Annotated in this window: 20 protein-coding genes; 18 read left to right on the forward strand and 2 right to left on the reverse strand. The window is 39.9% G+C overall.

The window, feature by feature from the left end; translation table 11 throughout:
* The first annotated feature begins 24 nt into the window (after window positions 1-24).
* The 11 genes from LI112_RS15520 to LI112_RS15570 all read left to right on the forward strand — a co-directional run bounded on the left by LI112_RS15520 (window position 25) and on the right by LI112_RS15570 (window position 11,950).
* Window positions 25-1,038 carry a DUF3048 domain-containing protein gene (locus LI112_RS15520; protein ID WP_227191005.1) on the forward strand — a complete coding sequence of 338 codons (1,014 nt, stop codon included), beginning with the start codon at window positions 25-27 and terminating at the stop codon, window positions 1,036-1,038.
* A 69-nt stretch (window positions 1,039-1,107) separates the two neighbouring features.
* Window positions 1,108-1,962 carry a glutamate 5-kinase gene (gene proB / locus LI112_RS15525; protein WP_227191006.1) on the forward strand — a complete coding sequence of 285 codons (855 nt, stop codon included), beginning with the start codon at window positions 1,108-1,110 and terminating at the stop codon, window positions 1,960-1,962.
* 15 nt (window positions 1,963-1,977) lie between these two features.
* On the forward strand, window positions 1,978-2,199 hold the full coding sequence (locus tag LI112_RS15530; protein ID WP_227191017.1) for a DUF896 domain-containing protein: 222 nt from the start codon (window positions 1,978-1,980) through the stop codon (window positions 2,197-2,199).
* On the forward strand, window positions 2,177-2,725 hold the full coding sequence (locus LI112_RS15535) for a 5-formyltetrahydrofolate cyclo-ligase (RefSeq protein WP_022388736.1): 549 nt from the start codon (window positions 2,177-2,179) through the stop codon (window positions 2,723-2,725). Before LI112_RS15530 ends, LI112_RS15535 begins: the two co-directional genes overlap by 23 nt.
* A gap of 68 nt (window positions 2,726-2,793) precedes the next feature.
* Window positions 2,794-4,035, forward strand: coding sequence for a glutamate-5-semialdehyde dehydrogenase (locus LI112_RS15540; protein WP_055065715.1), 1,242 nt, complete (start codon window positions 2,794-2,796; stop codon window positions 4,033-4,035).
* A gap of 364 nt (window positions 4,036-4,399) precedes the next feature.
* The gene (locus LI112_RS15545; RefSeq protein WP_227191008.1) at window positions 4,400-6,664 is read left to right on the forward strand and encodes a hypothetical protein; all 2,265 of its coding nucleotides are present in this window, start codon (window positions 4,400-4,402) and stop codon (window positions 6,662-6,664) included.
* A 172-nt stretch (window positions 6,665-6,836) separates the two neighbouring features.
* Window positions 6,837-7,841 carry a hypothetical protein gene (locus LI112_RS15550; protein WP_227191010.1) on the forward strand — a complete coding sequence of 335 codons (1,005 nt, stop codon included), beginning with the start codon at window positions 6,837-6,839 and terminating at the stop codon, window positions 7,839-7,841.
* Window positions 7,842-7,939: 98 nt separating this feature from the next.
* Window positions 7,940-8,845 (forward strand): M14 family zinc carboxypeptidase, encoded by a 906-nt coding sequence (locus LI112_RS15555; protein WP_227191011.1) that lies wholly within the window; start codon window positions 7,940-7,942, stop codon window positions 8,843-8,845.
* A 133-nt stretch (window positions 8,846-8,978) separates the two neighbouring features.
* Complete coding sequence (gene miaB, locus LI112_RS15560) at window positions 8,979-10,409, forward strand: tRNA (N6-isopentenyl adenosine(37)-C2)-methylthiotransferase MiaB (protein WP_055056171.1); 1,431 nt, start codon at window positions 8,979-8,981, stop codon at window positions 10,407-10,409.
* A gap of 140 nt (window positions 10,410-10,549) precedes the next feature.
* Window positions 10,550-10,996 (forward strand): DUF6465 family protein, encoded by a 447-nt coding sequence (locus LI112_RS15565; RefSeq protein ID WP_022388731.1) that lies wholly within the window; start codon window positions 10,550-10,552, stop codon window positions 10,994-10,996.
* A 3-nt stretch (window positions 10,997-10,999) separates the two neighbouring features.
* A complete protein-coding gene (locus LI112_RS15570; RefSeq protein ID WP_227191012.1) occupies window positions 11,000-11,950 on the forward strand; it encodes a tRNA-dihydrouridine synthase in 951 nt (316 codons plus the stop codon).
* Between the two features lie 94 nt (window positions 11,951-12,044).
* Here the strand turns inward: LI112_RS15570 and LI112_RS15575 are convergent, their stop codons facing one another.
* Window positions 12,045-12,596: a hypothetical protein gene (locus tag LI112_RS15575; protein WP_138343985.1), complete on the reverse strand. Its 552-nt coding sequence runs from the start codon at window positions 12,594-12,596 to the stop codon at window positions 12,045-12,047.
* Between the two features lie 577 nt (window positions 12,597-13,173).
* On the opposite strand from LI112_RS15575, the gene LI112_RS15580 reads away from it, so the two are divergent.
* The 7 genes from LI112_RS15580 (at window position 13,174) to LI112_RS15610 (ending at window position 17,575) form a co-directional block, all read left to right on the forward strand.
* A complete protein-coding gene (locus LI112_RS15580) occupies window positions 13,174-14,124 on the forward strand; it encodes a DUF1848 domain-containing protein (RefSeq protein WP_227191013.1) in 951 nt (316 codons plus the stop codon).
* Window positions 14,125-14,211: 87 nt separating this feature from the next.
* A complete protein-coding gene (locus tag LI112_RS15585; RefSeq protein ID WP_227191014.1) occupies window positions 14,212-14,574 on the forward strand; it encodes a hypothetical protein in 363 nt (120 codons plus the stop codon).
* Window positions 14,575-14,949: 375 nt separating this feature from the next.
* Complete coding sequence (locus LI112_RS15590) at window positions 14,950-15,129, forward strand: hypothetical protein (RefSeq protein WP_226844680.1); 180 nt, start codon at window positions 14,950-14,952, stop codon at window positions 15,127-15,129.
* Window positions 15,102-15,665 carry a hypothetical protein gene (locus tag LI112_RS15595; protein WP_005424184.1) on the forward strand — a complete coding sequence of 188 codons (564 nt, stop codon included), beginning with the start codon at window positions 15,102-15,104 and terminating at the stop codon, window positions 15,663-15,665. Before LI112_RS15590 ends, LI112_RS15595 begins: the two co-directional genes overlap by 28 nt.
* A 118-nt stretch (window positions 15,666-15,783) precedes the next feature.
* Window positions 15,784-16,731 carry a ParM/StbA family protein gene (locus tag LI112_RS15600; RefSeq protein WP_005424183.1) on the forward strand — a complete coding sequence of 316 codons (948 nt, stop codon included), beginning with the start codon at window positions 15,784-15,786 and terminating at the stop codon, window positions 16,729-16,731.
* Window positions 16,732-16,733: 2 nt separating this feature from the next.
* Complete coding sequence (locus tag LI112_RS15605) at window positions 16,734-17,162, forward strand: hypothetical protein (RefSeq protein ID WP_005424182.1); 429 nt, start codon at window positions 16,734-16,736, stop codon at window positions 17,160-17,162.
* A gap of 11 nt (window positions 17,163-17,173) precedes the next feature.
* Window positions 17,174-17,575, forward strand: coding sequence for a zinc ribbon domain-containing protein (locus tag LI112_RS15610; RefSeq protein ID WP_055056179.1), 402 nt, complete (start codon window positions 17,174-17,176; stop codon window positions 17,573-17,575).
* Between the two features lie 492 nt (window positions 17,576-18,067).
* On the opposite strand, the gene LI112_RS15615 is transcribed toward LI112_RS15610, so the two are convergent.
* Window positions 18,068-19,089: site-specific integrase (locus tag LI112_RS15615; protein ID WP_227191016.1), on the reverse strand; the 1,022-nt coding region annotated here is incomplete at its 5' end.

Consider the following 19,089-nt stretch of genomic DNA (forward strand, 5'->3'; position numbering starts at 1 on the left):
TCACCATCTGAAAGGAGAACATCTATGAAGAAGAAATTTCTGGCAGCAGTTATGGCATTGGTTATGATAGGAACGACACCTGTTGGTGTATTTGCTGATACTATGGTGAAAAGCTACCTTACAGGACTGGATGTTCCCGAATCGGAAGGCCGGGTCCGCCCGGTAGCGGTTATGCTGAATAATATTAAGCAGGGATGCCCACAGAGTGGGATCGCGAATGCCGGTGTTGTGTATGAGGCACCTGTAGAGGGCGATATCACAAGACTGATGGGAATTTTTGAGGATTATAAAGATCTGGAACGGATTGGTTCCGTCAGAAGCTGCAGAGATTATTATATCTTTTATGCGAATGAATTTGATGCAATTTATGCACATTATGGACAGTCTGCTTTTGCACTTCCATATTTTGAACAGCATCTGATCGACAATCTGAATGGCGTGAAACTGGGAAAAATCTGTTATTTCAGGAGTACTGACCGTAAGGCTCCGCACAATGCTTATACAACATATGACCTGCTTCAGCAGGGTATAGACAAGATGGGATACCGCAGAGAATACAAAGAAGATTATGATGGGCACTATGTGTTTGTACCTGATGGAACTGAAAACACACTTCCGCAGGGTACATCCGCACAGGAGATACATTTTGATAATTTTACAGTGAATCATCCATGGTTTGTTTATGATGAAAATACAAAAAAATACAGCCGTTTCCAGTATGGTGCGGCACAGATCGATGATCTTACCGGAGAGCAACTGACCTGTGACAATATCCTGATCCAGTACTCTTACGTGACTACGTATGAGGGAACAAGCTATAAGGATATTGAGACGATTACCGATCGTGACGGAAATTCCGGTGGACGAGGCAAATATATCACAAGAGGGAAAGTAATCGATGTCACCTGGCAGAAAGATTCCCCATGGGGTGTGACTCATTATATTACAGATGATAATCAGGAAGTTCAGCTGAATCCGGGAACGACCTGGGTGGAGATCGTACAGGATGACAGAGTGGATGATATCAGCTATCAATAGAGAACAGAGACTGTTTACAGGTGGTGACCTGAAACAGATCGCAGAAGAAATTACTGGAGAATAAATACCATGAATTATCGTGAGTTACTGAAAGACAAAAAACGTGTTGTGATCAAAGTTGGTTCTTCCTCTTTGATCCACAAGGAAACAAATAAACTGGATCTTCGTAAACTGGAAGTGCTTGTAAGAGAACTGAGTGATCTTCATAACCAGGGCAAAGATGTTGTCCTGGTTACTTCAGGTGCAGTGGCAGTTGGTGCATCTGCATTTGGCATGCATGAGAAGCCGACAGAACTTAAGAAAAAACAGGCATGCTCCGCAGTTGGACAGGCGCGTCTGATGATGATCTATCAGAAACTTTTTTCAGAGTACAACCAGATGGCGGCGCAGATTCTGATGACAAAGAATACGATGGTCAATAACCTGAACCGCAGAAATGCACGGAATACATTTGAAGAGTTGCTGGAGCTCGGGGCAATTCCGGTTGTTAATGAAAATGACTCCATTTCAAGCTACGAGCTGGAGATGCTGGAATCCTTTGGTGATAATGACACATTGTCAGCAGTTATCGCGGGCCTGATCGGGGCGGATCTTCTGATCCTGCTTTCTGATATCGACGGACTTTTTACCGATGACCCGAATTCGAATCCGAATGCAGAATTCATTGATACTGTCGAAGTACTGGATGAGAAACTTCTGAGTATGGGAAAAGGACCAAAGAGCAAGGTCGGAACCGGTGGAATGGCTACAAAACTGACTGCTGCCGAGATAGCAACGGCTGCAGGTGCGGATATGGTGATCGCGAATGGCCGGGATTTTCATGTGATCCACAAGATCATGGAAGGCAGAAAATATGGTACCTTATTTGCAGGAAACAAAAAAGAAGAGTTTTTCCTGATTGATTATATAGAAAAACTTCTCTAGGAGGAAATTATTATGATGGATAATGTGAAGATAGACCGAATCAATGCTCTGGCACATAAAGCGAAGAGTGTCGGTCTTACAGAAGAAGAAAAGAAAGAACAGGCAGAACTTCGACAGGAATATCTGGCTGCCGTGCGTAAAAATCTCAGAGCACAGTTAAATAATATTAATATTCAGGAAAAAGATGGTTCGATTGTAAATCTAGGTGAAAAATATGGAAGAAAAAAAGGTAATTAGAAAACAGGTTTTTGCAGCGCGAAAAGCACACACCGATCAGCAGATCGATGACTGGAGCAGAAAAATTGCTGAAACAGTTACGGCACTTCCGGAATACAGCAACAGCCGGAGAATTCTTGCTTATGCGGATTATAATCACGAAGTTATGACAAAGTATATTATAGAAGCGGCATGGAATGATGGCAAAGAAGTTGCGGTTCCTAAAGTAGTTGGACAGGATATGGTATTTTATAAACTGACAGATTTTGCACAGCTTGAAAAGGGATATTTTGGTATTCCGGAGCCGGCAAGAGGTGAGATCGTTCAGTGGGAAGAGGCTCTGATGATCATGCCGGGAGTCGCGTTTGACAGGCAGAATCACAGAGTTGGTTATGGCGGCGGTTTTTATGACCGCTTTCTGGAAAAACATCCATATATCACAAGGGTTGCAGTTGCATTTGAATTTCAGATGATGTCAGAGGTACCGGTGGAGTCTACAGACATTTCACCGGAGATCATTGTTACAGAAAAAGAAATTTATAAATAAGCATTTTTTAAGGTTTTTATTATTTAAAGGGACAGGAAATGTCCCGGGGAGGTTATGCTATGAATGAAATGCTGTTAGAGCTTGGACAAAATGCAAAAGAAGCTGAAAATATGCTGCGGACCATAACCACAAACAAAAAGAACCAGGTGCTTGCGGCAGTTGCGGAACATCTTGTGGAATGTACAGATGAGCTGATCAAAGCCAATGCTGTTGATGTGGAGAATGGAAAAAAGAACAATATGCCGGAAGGACTGGTAGACAGACTTCTTCTTACACCGGAAAGAATTCAGGGAATGGCAGAAGGTCTGCAGCAGCTGGTAGCGCTGGAGGATCCGATCGGTGAGGTAACCGGGATGAAAAAACGTCCGAATGGACTGCTCATCGGACAGAAACGGGTACCGCTTGGCGTGATCGGAATCATTTATGAAGCACGTCCGAATGTAACGGCGGATGCTTTTGGCCTTTGCTTTAAGACCGGAAATGTAGTGATCTTGAAGGGTGGCAGTGATGCAATCCATTCAAACGAAGCTATCGTGAAGTGTATTCGGGAAACCCTGAAAGCCAATGACATAACAGAGAACGCAATTCAGCTGATCCAGGATACTTCCCGTGAGACTGCTGCAGAGTTTATGAAAATGAATGAATACGTGGATGTGCTGATTCCACGAGGCGGCAAGGGACTGATCAAAGCAGTTGTTAATCAGAGTACGATTCCGGTCATCGAGACCGGCACAGGAAACTGCCATATATATGTGGATGAGAGTGCTGATCTGAATATGGCGGTTGATATTATTATGAATGCCAAGACACAGAGAGTTGGAGTTTGCAATGCCTGCGAATCACTTCTGGTAAATGCGAATATCAAAGATGTATTGCTGCCGGTTCTTGCAAACCGTCTGAAAGAAAAGCATGTACAGATGCGCGCAGATAAAGAAGCCATGACGCTGATGCCGGGGGCTGTTGCAGCCACAGAGGAAGACTGGGGAACGGAATATCTGGATTACATATTATCAATCAAAGTAGTGTATTCTGTAGACGAGGCTATTGCACATATCAACCGGTACAATACAGGACATTCTGAGGCAATCATCACCAATGATTATACCAATGCCCAGAAATTCCTGGATGAAGTGGATGCAGCGGCGGTATATGTCAATGCTTCTACCAGATTTACCGATGGATTTGAATTCGGATATGGGGCAGAGATCGGTATCAGTACCCAGAAACTTCACGCCAGAGGACCGATGGGACTGCTTGCACTGACAACTACCAAATATATCATCTATGGAAATGGACAGATCCGTCAGTAACAGGGAATGGCAGATCGATATTTGTCGATAAGCTTTGCACAGAACACAGGATACATGAGTCACTATTCACAGGTAATATTCCGCGAGGTGTTTTGGCATGAATATGACAAAATCCCGAGACATACAGGGCAAAATGCCATCACCGAAGGTGATTTGGAATGCATTTTGACCATAGATACTGTGAACAAAGTGAACAGTATCTATGATTTGACAATTACTGGATGCGTGTGTATAATAATTTACAGTTTAGACATGTAAACTTTTGGGCTTTATAAGAAATTATTTCGTAATGATCCAATAAAGCAAAAAGTTTTAAGTACATGCCGAGGGTAAGATTTACATACTCACCATGGGAGGATTTAAATTGAGACGAAAACAGTTATATGCGATTATTTTAGCAGGAGCACTTGCAGCAAGCAGTGCACCAGCGGCTGTATTTGCTGCAGAAGGAGATGTGGCAGCTACAGCGGAGACATCAGAAGAAAATCCGGTTGATGGAGAGACTGCAGCAGCTACAGAAGCACCGGCAGAAGAAACACCGGCAGATACTACAGCAGCTACAGAGGCACCGGCAGAACAGGCACCGGCGCAGGAAGCTGCAGCGGCTACAGAGGCACCGGCTCAGGAAGCAGCACCGTCAGAGCAGACACAGCAGACTACAGAAGAGACACCGGCTGTACAGGAAACACCTGCGGCAGAGACAACAGAAGCACCGGAAGCCGGAGAAGAAACAACTTTAGCAGAAGGTGAGTCAACAAAGCCGACAGCAATATCTATCACAATGAAGGCTGCAGAAGAAGGTGCTGAAGATAAAGTAAGATATTTCGATACGATCCAGCATGCAATCAATGCAGCTCCGGAGTATAACGCTGAAACAAATAGAGATGCTACAGTAATCGAAGTATCTGGACAGATTGAACTTGAGAATACGGTAACTGTGAAGGCAAATAAGAAAGTGTGCATCAGAGCGACGAATGCAGTAACGATCACAAGAACAAGCAATGCGTTTACGGATGATATGTTTGAAGTAACCGGAGAGAATGCAGAACTTCAGTTTGATGTGAAAGAAGGCGCTGAGGGAGCATCCTTTACGGTTTCCGGTAAGATCAGTGATGAGGAAAGTGCTTCTGTAGGGGGATCCATCGTTTCTGTTGGTACAGGTGCTGCATTTGGAATGGATGCCGGCGTAACACTGAAAGAAAATAACTCAGCAGCGAACGGTGGTGCAATCACAAATGTTGGCGGAAATATTGTATTAAAAGGCGGCACAATTACAGGAAATAACGGAGCAAAAGGTGCTGTATACAGTGATTCAGATATTAAAGTACAGGGAACTGTAGTTGTAAAAGAAAATCAGCCGGCTAATATCTATCTGGCAGGAACTTCTGCACTGGTTGTTTCAGGTGCGATGACAAATTCTGATATCTCCTTTACACAGGAGAAGGCGGCAGACAAGCAGGTTGCTGTTAAGAGTGTGGAGAATTTTGCAGCAGCAGATTTTAATACAGCAGTTGGTCAGATTAAATATGATACTACAGATTATACACTGGCATTAGCAGAGAATGGCCTTTCTGCTACATTACAGAAAAAGGCAGCAGAAGCAACTGCTACACCGACACCAACTCCGGCACCGCTGACACTGAAATATAAGAGCGGTACTTTAAAATGGAAAGACCATACGACAGTAACATTGCAGATGACAACAGATGGACCTTGTAAATGGTATTATTTCTTTGTAGATGCAGGAACAGATACTAAAACAATCCAGAACATGTATGTCGCAAACGATGCTACCAATGTAATGTCCACAAGTGGAAGCTTTGATGTGACAGCGGTAAAAGTTCCGGAAAAAGATTCCTGGCTGGTAATTTGTGCAAAACCGGATTCCGGAGCAAAAGCAAAAATGAGTGTTGTAAAATTAAACGGTAGCAGTTTTAAGAAGAAACGTCCGGCAGCTGCTGCAACCACTACTACGAGACCGGCAAAAACATATAAGGTCAGTGAAAGTACTGTTACTGGTCTTGATGGAGAACTTAAGTTCTTCCCAGGTAAATTCTATGAATTCACTGTAACTGGTGCAGGTATGGATAATACCAGTCCTGTTCAGGGAGATGAGAGATGGTATCCGGTATACTGGAGTACAAAGAAGAATCCAACGACAGAACAGCAGAATACAACCTGGAGAATTGGTTCTGGTAAAGGTATTAAAGACGGTGCAAGCTATAATATTTATATTTTCCTGAAAAAACAGGTTTATAATGGAAAAGAATGGGAAGATGCTACACCACAGGATATTAAATATATTACGGGAAGTAACGGAAAGGCACTTACTTTCACAGCGGCTTCAATCAGTGATAAAGAGTGGAATGCATATATTGCAGAACTTTCTGGAACACCAATTCCGGATAATGGTGGCGATAATGGTGGAAATGGCGGCTCCGGTGATGATGCGGATGCAGAACTGACAGCAACTGCTGCAGCATCTGAGAAAGATGCAGGTTCCAAATCCAAATCTGCGGTATCTACAGCCGATGAATCACCGATCGGAACAATGTCTGCACTGGCAGCACTCTCCTTACTGGCAGGCGGATATATCGTTGTTCGCAAACGTAAAAAAGAAGAACAGTAATTTAACTCTGGTTAAATACAAAAAGATTTGAGAGACAGGTCATTTTGGCCTGTCTCTTTTCATAATCAGCAGTAAAATTTTATAGATTATTTATTGTTTTTTACACCATTTTAGCTCGAAATGTGCTATACTATAGTCAGAACATATAGCGCTAAATGAAAGGCTGTGGTGGATGAAAAAAGAAAGTAATTTGACAAAAATGCTTTCTACCGCAGGAGAAAAGGCAGCTTATGATCATGTATGCAAGAAATTACTTGCAAATAAGGAAATTCTTGCATGGATTATGAAAAACTGTCTGTCAGAGTACAGGAATTACAGTGTTGAAGAAATTGCGGGTAATTACATAGAAGGAAATCCGGAAATTTCAAAGACAGCTTTGCATCGTGATGAGATGTCAGTAATTCCCATGATAAAAGGAGAAAATACAGAGGATATAAGCATCAATGAAGGAACAGTAACCTATGATATTCGTTTTCGAGCGATTGTGCCGAAATCGGGTGAAATGATTACACTGATTATTGATGTAGAAGCACAGAATGATTTTTATCCGGGTTATCCGCTAGTGACGAGAAGCGTGTACTATTGTTGTAGGATGGTATCTGCACAGTATAATACTGAATTTACAAATTCTCATTATGAAGAAGTGAAAAAAGTTTACAGCGTTTTTATATGTATAAATCCACCGGGATATCGAAAAAATACAATTAATCGATATTCCATTACAGAAGAAAATCTGGTAGGTGATATACAGGAGAAAAAGTCGTCATATGATTTAATGACTGCTGTAATTATCTGTATTGGAGACGCAGAACATTCTTCTTCAGGAATTTTAAAATTATTAGAAGTATTGCTTTCGTCTGAAAGAACAGCAGATGATAAAAAACACATTTTGGAGGATGAATTTCTAATTAAAATGACAGAAGAATTTGATGAGGAGGTAACGGATATGTGTAATTTGAGTCAGGGAATAGAAGAAAAAGCTATTCGTGTAGGGCTACAAAAAGGCATTCAGCAGGGAAGACAGATAGGGATACAACAAGGAATACAACAGGCACTTTTGGATTCTCTTCGGAATCTGATGGAAACAATGCATTTAGCTGCAGATAAGGCAATGGAGGTATTAAAGATCCCAAATGAAGAAAGAGAAAAATATATAAGACTATTGGAAAATAAATAGTACATATTTTGAGAGACAGGTCATTTTGGCCTGTCTCTTTTCATATAATAGTACAGGAACCCGTAAAATGATTTTTATTTATACATGCAGAGGGAAAGATGATGATCAATACGGACAAGACATTCTGTACATATGAGAATATTTATTATGAAATGTGGGAAATAGCAGGGCGGTATACAGAAATCGCGCAGTTTCGGGTAATTGGCAAAAGCCATGATGACAGGATGATTCCAATGGTGCAGATTGGAAAAGGTGCGGAGACTGTTTTCTGTATTGCAGGTTTAAGTGGACGGGATCGATGTATGCCGATATATCTTATGCATATGCTGAAAGAATATGTCAAAGCATGGGAATGCCGATGGAAACTGGAGAATCTGTACGATCTTCGGGTATTACTGGAAGACTGGAAAATCTGTTTTATTCCACTTTTGAATCCGGATGGATATGAAATTTATGAGAAAGATTTCTATGCGATCCGGAATCCGATTTATCGACAGATGCTGAGAATGCAGGAGATTCCATGTAAAGAATTTATCTGTAACAGCAGAGGGGTAAATCTGCGAAAAAATTTCCCGACACAGTACTACAGAAGAAAACAAATTCACAGTCAGCCGGCGAGTGAAAATGAAACAAAAGCACTTATAAAAGTTTTTCAGGAAAATACAGGAAGAGGACTTTTGTCCTTTGGCTACTCTGAGAGACAAATTGTTTATTTCAGACAATCGCAGTCATTTGCTGCAAATCAAAAAAGCTATCGTCTTGCAAGACATTTGCAAAAACAGGCAGGACTGAATGCAGATAAAGCAAAATATCATCTGGACGATGTAGAACCAACAGGAAAACGAGGGTATGGTTCTCCGGAACAGTTTTATGCAGAAATATGCAGGCAGCCAGCGTTCAGAATTGAGATACCACGCAGAAGCGGAGAAAATGAGATGGTTCCTGATCCGGCAGAATATGAGGAATTACATACACTACCGCTGGAATATCTTTTTTCACTCTGATTTTTCAAGAATGTATCCCGGACGGCATTATAACGCTTGCGTTGGACAAAAAATTCCTGTATATTAAAGAATAGTGCTTAAAAAAGAAATTGGTAGTGATTAATATGTTTATAAAACAAAGGAGTTATACAAAATGACAAACGAATCCTCTAAAGGACAGAATACGAGTGCAGAAGAAACGCTGCGTCAGCGTTCATTCATAGAACTTGCGCAGGCACTGACGGCGCAGAAATCCAATACTCTTGGACGTCCATTGACATACTGCCTGACAACATTTGGATGTCAGATGAATGAAAAACAGTCAGAGGCAGTGGCCGGTATTATGGATGAGATCGGGTATCACAGACAGGACAATGAAGAAGCAGATGTTGTGATCTATAATACTTGCACTGTTCGTGAAAACGCGAACCTGAAGGTATACGGAAGACTGGGACACCTGCACAGTCTGAAGGATCACAATCCGGATATGAAGATCATTCTTTTTGGATGTATGATGCAGGAACAGCATGTAGTAGATAAGATTAAGAAATCCTATCCATTTGTCAATCTGGTATTTGGAACACATAATATTTTTAAATATGCGGAACTTTTTTATGAGATGCTCCAGTCTGAGCAGCAGATCGTAGATATCTGGGAAGGAACCGATCAGATCGTGGAAGATCTTCCGACAGAAAGAAATTATACATTTAAATCAGGCGTCAATATTATGTTTGGATGCAACAATTTCTGCAGTTACTGCATTGTCCCATATGTGCGTGGACGTGAGCGAAGCCGTGAGCCGGAGGCAATCGTAAAAGAAGTAAAACGTCTGGTTGCAGATGGAGTATCTGAGGTTATGCTTCTGGGACAGAATGTAAACTCTTATGGAAAGACACTGGAACATCCGGTAACATTTGCTCAGCTGCTGGAAATGCTGGAAGATGTGGAAGGTCTGAAGCGTATTCGCTTTATGACTTCACACCCGAAAGATCTTTCGGATGAACTGATCGAAACAATGGCAAAGAGTAAAAAAATCTGTCATCATCTGCATTTGCCATTGCAGTCAGGAAGCAGCCGTATCCTTAAAGCTATGAATAGACGCTATGATAAAGAAAAATATCTGAATCTGGTCGATAAGATCCGTACAGCGATTCCGGATATTTCTCTGACAACAGATATCATTGTCGGGTTCCCGGGAGAGACAGAAGAGGATTTTGAAGAAACTCTGGATGTTGTATCTAAATGTGGCTATGACACGGCATTTACATTTTTATATTCCAGAAGAAGCGGAACACCTGCTGCCGAAATGGAACAGATACCGCAGGATGTTGCAAAGGAACGTTTTAACCGCCTGCTTGCGCTGGTACAGCGGGAGGGACGTATTCGTTCTTCCAGATTTGAAGGTTCTGTGCAGGAAGTTCTGGTAGAAGAAGAGAGCAGGGAAAAAGGAATATTTACAGGAAGAACGGAATATAATCTTCTTGTACATTTCCCGGGAACAGCAGATCTTCTTGGAAAATATGTAAAGGTAAGCCTGGATGAATGTCATGGATTCTATTATATGGGGTCTCTGGTGGAAGAATAATCGACATGACGGATTGTGGATATGGTAACGGAGAAACCGTAAAAACGGATAAATTTGACAGGTTGTAATGTTTTGTGGTACTGTTACGAAGAAGCGGCACAACAAACAGTAGTTGTAATTGTTTACAGGAGGAAAATATTATGAGAAAAAAGAGTGTAAAAACAACAGCTAAATCAACAGAAGCAATCACAGAGACAGCAGCAAAAGTAAAAGAAACTGTAAAAGCAGCAGCAAAAAAGGTAGAGGAGTCTGCACCGGCTGAAAAAACAGCAGAAGTTGTGAAAGAAGTAGTTAACAAAGCTCCGGAAGCAGTTCAGAAGGCAGAGAAAACTGTAAAAACTGCAACCAAGACGGCAACAAAAGCAGTACGTAAAGCTGCTGGTGCAAGAGTAAAAGAAGTATCTCTTGAAATTTTCGAAACGAATGTATCTCTGAAAGATGTAGAGAAAGCAGTTAAGAAAGATGTTGCAGAAAAAGGACTGACAGGTGATATCTGTATTTATATCAATGCAGAAAGAAGAGCTGCATATTATACAGTAAATCAGGAAGGTTCTGACGAATATAAAGTAGATCTTGGTAACTTATAATCCATGAAATTATACCTTGCACCGCTGGAAGGAATCACCAGTTATATTTATCGAAAAGCACTGTATCAGTGTTTTGATGGATTTGATAAATATTTTATTCCATTTATCAGAGCAAAACAAAACCTGAATTTCAGTGGGAGAGAAAAGAAAGACATTTCTCCGGAAAATAATTCCGGGATGTATGCAGTTCCTCAGATACTGAGCCGAAATGCAGATGATTTTCTCCGTACAGCGAATCAACTGAAAGAGTATGGATATCAGGAAGTGAATCTGAATCTTGGGTGTCCATCCAAAACAGTAGTGACAAAGGGTTGCGGAGCAGGATTTTTGACCAGACCGGATGAACTGGAACAGTTTCTGGACAGGATTTTTAGCAAAACAGACATGAAGATATCGGTGAAGACTCGTCTGGGGATGGAGGATGCAGAGGAATTTCCACGGCTGATGGAAATTTACAATCGTTTTCCCATGGAAGAATTGATCATTCATCCGAGAGTACAGAAGGATTTTTACAAAAATACTCCGAATCTGGAGGCATTTGGTGAAGCACTTGCCATCAGTAAGAACTCTGTATGTTATAATGGAGATATTTTTTCGGCAGATGATTTTAAAAGAATCCATGCTCAATTTCCGAATGTAGAATGCTTTATGATGGGAAGAGGTATTCTCGCAGATCCTTCACTTGCCCGTGAAATCAGGGGCGGAAAGGCAGCAGATCAGTCGGATATCCGTAGATTTCACGATCTTCTGTATCATACATACCGTGAGGAAGTGTCCGGGGATAGAAATGTTCTTTTCAAAATGAAAGAAATCTGGTTTTATCTGGCACCAATGTTTGCGGACAGTAAGAAATATGCCAAAAAGATTAAAAAAAGCGAGAGATGTGTGGTATATGAGAGTGCAGTAAATGAACTGTTTGCAAATTGCAGATTTACAGGAACACAGAGTAAGTAAATGGAATCACTTTGATTATAAAAAACAGAAATTCTATAAAAAAGAAAGGCTTTGAGTATTTTGTTCATGTACTCATTGCCTTTCTTTTTACTTTTTAATAATTGCTGTCTCCGGTGGCAATATCAAAAGGGGCACTGTCTGTGGTGTCAGAAGTATCGCTGCCGCTGGTATCGGTAGAAGAATCCCCACTATCCTGCGAGGAATCATCATAACTGTTATCAGTTGAGGTGTCTTCAGATCCGTCATCAGATGGATAATCGATCTGATCTGAAGAATCATAACCGCCCTGATCGGAAGAGCCTTCATCTGCAACGTCACCGTTGCCGGTGTCACCGGAATAATCAGTTCCAGGATCATAAGTAGCCTGATCGGAGGAATCCGAGCTGTCAGAAGAATCGGAGCTGTCGGAAGAATCGGAACTATCGTCATAGTTGTTGTCTTCTGTATAGATGTTAAATCCGGCATCTTCATCCTGGCTGGAACGAAGAGCCTCTGCTTCTGCAGCTGTCTCTGGCGCCTCTTTAACGGTAGCCTTTGCCCTGGCAGCAACAGCAGCATTTTTTGGGACAACTGCATAGACTGCAAACATGGCACAGGAAAAGACAAGTGCCATGAGTGCGATATGAATTTCGTCTCTGTATTTCATAGAAATTACCTCTTTTATGTGTTGTGATCATTTTTTATAAGTATAGCATGAGTTTCGACTTTTTTGTAAAGAAAATTCTACCAGAGGAGGAATTTTCTCAAAATCTCGGAATACGTCGTCTTGCATCAAAACTTTAAACATGCTATTATAATTAATTGACTATGACTGATAATAGAGTGAACAGTAGAGGAGAATTATAAAACGATGGCAATGTCACCGATGATGCATTAGTGAAATTTCGGTATTGTTGAAAAACCGCATAAATACAGGCTTTATAAGAATTTTGAACTTATGAGCATTTAACGATAAGTGGTACTCAGTGGTAAGAAATATGCCTGAGTAGAAACAAGACTGTGGTCAAAATTATCGTCGGAAAACAACCTAAACATTTTTTTTTAAATTTGCATGGCATTGGAAAACGAATTTGCAATTATCTATTTTTTAAGTAATATGAAGTTAAATTTAATACAACCATTAAAAAAATCTTTTATGCTTCAGACGGAAATAATGTCTGCTTCATAAAAGATTTTTTGTAATAATATTGTAATATTTATCTTCCGCGAGAGGAGAGCGCAGGATGATTATACATGCAAGTATGAGAACCGATATACCTGCATTTTATTCCGAATGGTTTACAAATAGAATCCGTGAAGGGTATGTTCGAGTGAGAAATCCCTATGATCCTTTACAGGTTACAGAATATAGCCTTGATCCTGAAGTCGTTGATTTGATTGTATTCTGTTCAAAAAATCCAGTCCCTATGTTGAAGTATATGGATTTGCTGAAATCTTACAGGACATACTGGTATATCACAATCACTCCATATGAAGCAGACATCGAACCAGGATTATTTAAAACAATTGTAAGTAAAAGAAAAATCATTGAAGCATTTCTGCAGATATCAGAAATTGTAGGAGAAGAGCATATTGGCTGGAGATACGATCCGATTTTTATCGATGACAAATATATTGTCAAGTATCATTTGGAACAGTTTGAGGGCATATCTGCGGCTTTACAAGGGTATACAAAAAATTGCGTGATAAGTTTTCTTGATTTATACCAGAAAGTAAAAAGGAATTTTCCAGAAGTGAAAATGGTATCCAAAGAGCAGAGAAAATATCTTGGGGAACGTATGACACGTATTGCCACAGAGCACAAAATGATTTTGCGGCCTTGTGGGGAGGGAACGGAACTTGCTGCATTTGGAGCAGACTGTAATGGCTGTATGACACAGCAGATTTATGAAAATGCCATTCATATGTCACTTGACATGCCGAAAAAACAATCCCTTAGAAAAGAGTGTGCATGTTATTTGGGAAATGATATTGGTGCTTATAATAGTTGTCCGCATATGTGCAAGTATTGTTATGCAAATTATGATGAAAAAAGTGTGCGCCTTAATCGTATAAATCATAATCCGAAATCAGCATTTTTGATAGGTGATGATATGCCAAATGACAAGGTTCATAAAGCAGTGCAGAAAAGTTGGATAAATGGACAGATTAGTCTGAATGAGTTTCTTATATGAAAAATAAATTAGGGCTGGCTTATTGAAAGAGAATGTGATAAGATTAAAAAAGAACATACATTCGATAAAATGGGGCGGTGTAGTGAATTGAGAAAAACTGAAAAACTAAAGAAAATTCAATTATTGCTGAATCAGAAAAATCTGTATGAGGACCAGTTTGAGGAATTATTAGCTGTAACAGGAGATTGGAAAAGCAATTATACGGACTATCTGATCACAGAACCGATTGATTTGGTGGAAGAATTGAAACGTGTTCCGGAAGCTGATTATGAGCTCTGTACGGCATTGCTTACAATGCTTGTAAAGGAAGAAATTCCTGAAAATGCCTCTGATAAAACGTTTGTGGATCATAAAGGTCTTCTGATTTTAGAAAGAATGAATGAAATACTAAGTGTAGGAGCGAGAGAAGATGAAAGCGGGAGATACGGCCTATCTTGTGGAATCAAATAGATTTGTTCATGAGGTAGAAATTCTCAGATGTAATGGAGAATTGTATATTGTGTGTTTTAAAGATAACGGCGTCGGATTGTACTTTAAAGCATATCACTTACTTCTTACGTCTTGGAAAACTGTCAAAAGTATTAGTCAGGCTCCAGAGCATAAAGTTTAGAAAAATTCATATGATTGTTGGCATTGAGACTATTGGGAAAAGAATCAAATTGTTTAAAACTGCTGCTATCTATAGGTGAAAATCATAGATAACAGCAGTTTTTTGTGTGATTCCAAAAAAATCTTAAAAAAGTTGCAAAAAAATTTTATTTTTTACAGAAAATGGTACTTTTTTTTATTCTTTCTATACAGAGGGGAAAATAATTGATGAGGAGGATGCTTATTATCTGGAAAATAGTTTTAGTGATTTTGGTAGTATTGGCATGTGTTATTACGGGGTTATATTGCTGTCTGGTCAAGGCGAGTGAGGCAGATGCTGAACTGGAGAGGTTCTATAATGAAAAATATGGAAAGAAAGGTGGAAAGAAATGCCAAAAGGAAGATCAGGCATTATAACAGAGGAATTTAAGGGAAAAGAAAATACGGCATATCATGACGTGGAGAAATTGTTTAAAATTTATCGTTCGGTAAATTGGAAAATGCAGATTAAGATTAATCAGGTCAAAAGACATTTTCAGTTAGAGTATGGAACCGATGTAGATAAATTTTTGGACAGTTTATATCAGGCGGGCATGGATGTAGATACGGATCTTGCAAGTGAAAAGGAACGGGTGGAGTCGATTAATCATTCCAATAAATTTCTAAAACTGATGGATGAGTCCGTTGATCTGATGAGAAAATATCATCCGCAGGGCGAGAGATATTATTGGGTGCTCTATTACAGTTATATGTCGGCTTACAAAGCAGAAAATGTAGAGGAAATCCTTGATAAACTGGAACCACATTGTCCTCAGCTTACACGGGTTCACAGAACTACTTATTTCCGGTGGAGAGATCAGGCATTCGAGGCAGTTGGAAGTATACTTTGGGGCTGTGAAGGTGAATGTGAAAAAATGATGAAGCAGTTTAGCGAAGAGTTTCAGGAAATATGAGGTACAAAAAATTTTTCTGCGATTCTGTTGACACAGAAATTCCGAAAAAATTATATTGAAGCTGAAAAGACGTACAAAAAGACGCATAAAAATTCGGAATTTTGAAAGGAGAACAGATATGGTTATATCAGTTGACACCGGTAATAAGATGATTAAAACAGAACATTATGAATTTAATTCAGGAATAGATGTATTGGATACGATTCCTGGAGAAAACGATGAAGTGATTGAATTTGGTGGAAAATATTACAGGACAACAAACCGAAGGATATCTTACATGGAAGACAAGACAGAAGATGATCGCTATTACATTCTTACATTGATTGCCATTGCAAAAGAATTGGATACGATGAAAAAAGAGGCGGTTTTAGCACCTAATGAGCTGATCGAGATAGAACTTCTGGTAGGATTACCACCGGCACATTACGGAAAGTACCGAAAAAAGTTTCAGCAGTATTTCCAAAGAGATGGCAAAGTGGTTGGCTTTAAGTATGGCGGTACCTCTTATCAGATTTTGATTCATGAGGTGAAAGTGTATGTGCAGGCCTATGCTGCATATTGTGTGCTGGCAGCAAGACGTCATTTGACCGAACTTCCGAAAGTTCTTGTTATTGATATTGGTGGGTTTACGGTGGATTATATGATCCTCCGATACGGAAGATTGGAGAAGGAACACGTTGATTCTCTGGAAAGTGGCGTGATATGTCTGTATGGCAGAATTCGGGCTGCTATACGCCAAAAATACAGCATTGCACTTGATGAAGAAGATATTGATAACATCATTCTTGGAAAAAACACAGGATATATGCAGGAACTTAAAGAACGAGTCCGGGAGGTAACGATTGGATATGTAACGGAATTGCTCGGAACGTTCCGTGAGCTTGGCATTGACTTTCGAACAACACAGACTGTATTCATGGGTGGAGGAGCCATTCTGGTGTCTGAAATTATCAAGGTAGTCTGGGAACGCTTCAAAGGGGAGTATTTTATTATTAATGATCCTAAGGCAAATGCTAAAGGATACAAATTGCAGTTTCAGATAGAAGCTAAAGAACGGGAGGATTAAAAATGGGAAAGAAAGACGAATATCGTTTTAATCTTCGGTTTGATGAAACAGATGAAATGCACAGGCTGGTTGTAAAGTATTTAAATTCCTGTGGGCATAATAAAGCAAAATACATTGTACGGGCATTTTTGGCATATTGGAAAATGTCCGGCAAAAGTTTGCTTTCGTATGTGTTTCCGGAAATAGATGCTGAACAGCTGTTACCAGAAGCAAAGCCAGAAAATGATAAAAAAACAGCAGTTGTAGCAAAAGCAAGTGATGCTGGAAATGATAACGGGACATATATACAGAAAGATCATTCAGAGCAGCAGCTGTTGGAAAAGAGTTTGCAGGAAGATCATTTTGTAAATCTGGAAGGTGATTGTAAAGCAGACGAAGCAGAAGTTCTTCTGATAAAAAATAATTACAAGATGTTTGAAGATCTGGAATAGGAGGTATGTGGGTGCGTAGTAAACAAGTGCAAATTTTAAGCGGTATATGTGGAGTGCAGCTGATTGGTTATGCATGTCGGGCTGCAGGATTTAAAACAGATATTTGGATAGGGTTTGCAGGAAGTGTTTTCCTTATGTTGGATATTGTATATCTGGCAATTCAGGAAAAGGGCAGAAAAAAATGCCCTGCGTGTGATTCTGAGATATCAAAAAAAGTCAGGATATGTCCGGAATGCGGTTATCTTTTTCAGCAGGGACTGTCAGAAGAACAGCTGACGGGATACATTGAACAGGAGCAGGAAAAAGAAATGAGTTCGGAACAAATTGATCGCGCATTTGAAAAAACAGATAATATTGCCGCAGATGAGATAGATTCTTTTGATGGTGATATAAATGATTTTTTACAGGAATAAAAACAGAGAAAATAAGAGAATAGCTTGTAAATATATTCAGATGCATAAAAATTCATATGTGATTGTGAAAATACAGTGAAAAGTAAGAAATAGATTGCGAAAAATAGTATAATTCATAAAGCTGACTTTAACAGAATATATAGCAAGAATTCTCCTTCCTCTACAGGTGGGAGATGAATTGCAAAATAAAAAAACATTTGTTCTACAATGCAAATCGTGGTATAATGAATGATTTTCTATAGTTTTTCTATACTTCAAAATACGTGAAAGTATAGTATCTATGCGGATAATCAAAAATTAGATATAAAATATAAAATTTGTACAAAAATTATATATGTCTTTTTGACTATCTTTTTATATCTTCTTAAATGTCCGCAAAGCCTTATTTTATCGGCTCTACGGGCATTTTGCTTTTGTGGTAAACCTCACATATCTAGGTCTATCTTCTTATATTTTCGCTATCAAACGTGGTTAAAATCGTGGTAAATACTTCTATGCAATTAGACGCTGAACCTCTGATTTTGCGGTATCTATGGACGCATGAGCGTACCAGTTCATTGTGATACTGATATTTGAATGCCCCATGATATACTGTAAATCTTTCGGGTTCATGTTCTTGCTTGCCAGCCTTGTGCAGAATGTATGGCGTAGCGTATGCGGTGTGATATGTGGCAAGGGATTGTCCTTGTGGTGCTTGTTGTATTTCTTTATCATACGGACAAATAAGGCGTTGTAATCAATCGCAACTTTGGGCTTGCCTTTATGATTGACAAATAGGAAATTGCTCCGTCCGTCTATCACAAATGGTTCTGCCTTTGGGTGTTTCTTCATAACCCGTTGAAATGCCTGTATTGTTTCTCTGCTTAATGGCACTTGCCTTATTCCGCTCTTTGTCTTAGGCGTTTCAATATAATAACCCTGTTCCTTGCTCTTTAGTAACTGGTGGTCGATAACCACAACCTCATGGATAAAATCAACGTCCATGATTGTCAGTCCGCACAGTTCCGAGATACGAAGTCCTGTCTTTAACAGTATCAGCACATCATCATAATACTTGTGATACACATTGTCCGTCTTGATGAATGAGAGTAGGGCTTGTTCCTGTTCCTCTGTCAATGCGACTTTCTCTTTGGTATCATTTTCTAGGACTTCACTTAACTTGAAATCAAAAGGGTTTTTCCTTACACAATCGTCTTGTATGGCGATATAGAATGACGCTTTTAACGAGCGTTTATGGTTGTTAATGGTGTTATAGGAAAAGCCTTTGTCTTTCATGCGTAATGCCCATTCCTTAGCGTCAGAGGGTTTTATCGTATCAATGCTCCTAGCACCTAACTTGTCCTCTTTCAATAACCGCATGAGCTGTTCCCGTTGTTTCTGTGTGCTTTTCTTCACGTTTGCCCTCTGTGTGTTCTGTTTAGCGTAGAGTTGGCAAAGCGTCATTTTCTTGCCTGTGCTGTCGATACCGTCCTCAATATCCCGTCTTATCTGCTGTTCCAGTTCACGAAGTGAGG

Origin of the sequence: Blautia sp. 210820-DFI.6.14, from assembly GCF_020558815.1 — a bacterium.
GTDB lineage: Bacteria > Bacillota > Clostridia > Lachnospirales > Lachnospiraceae > Blautia_A > Blautia_A obeum.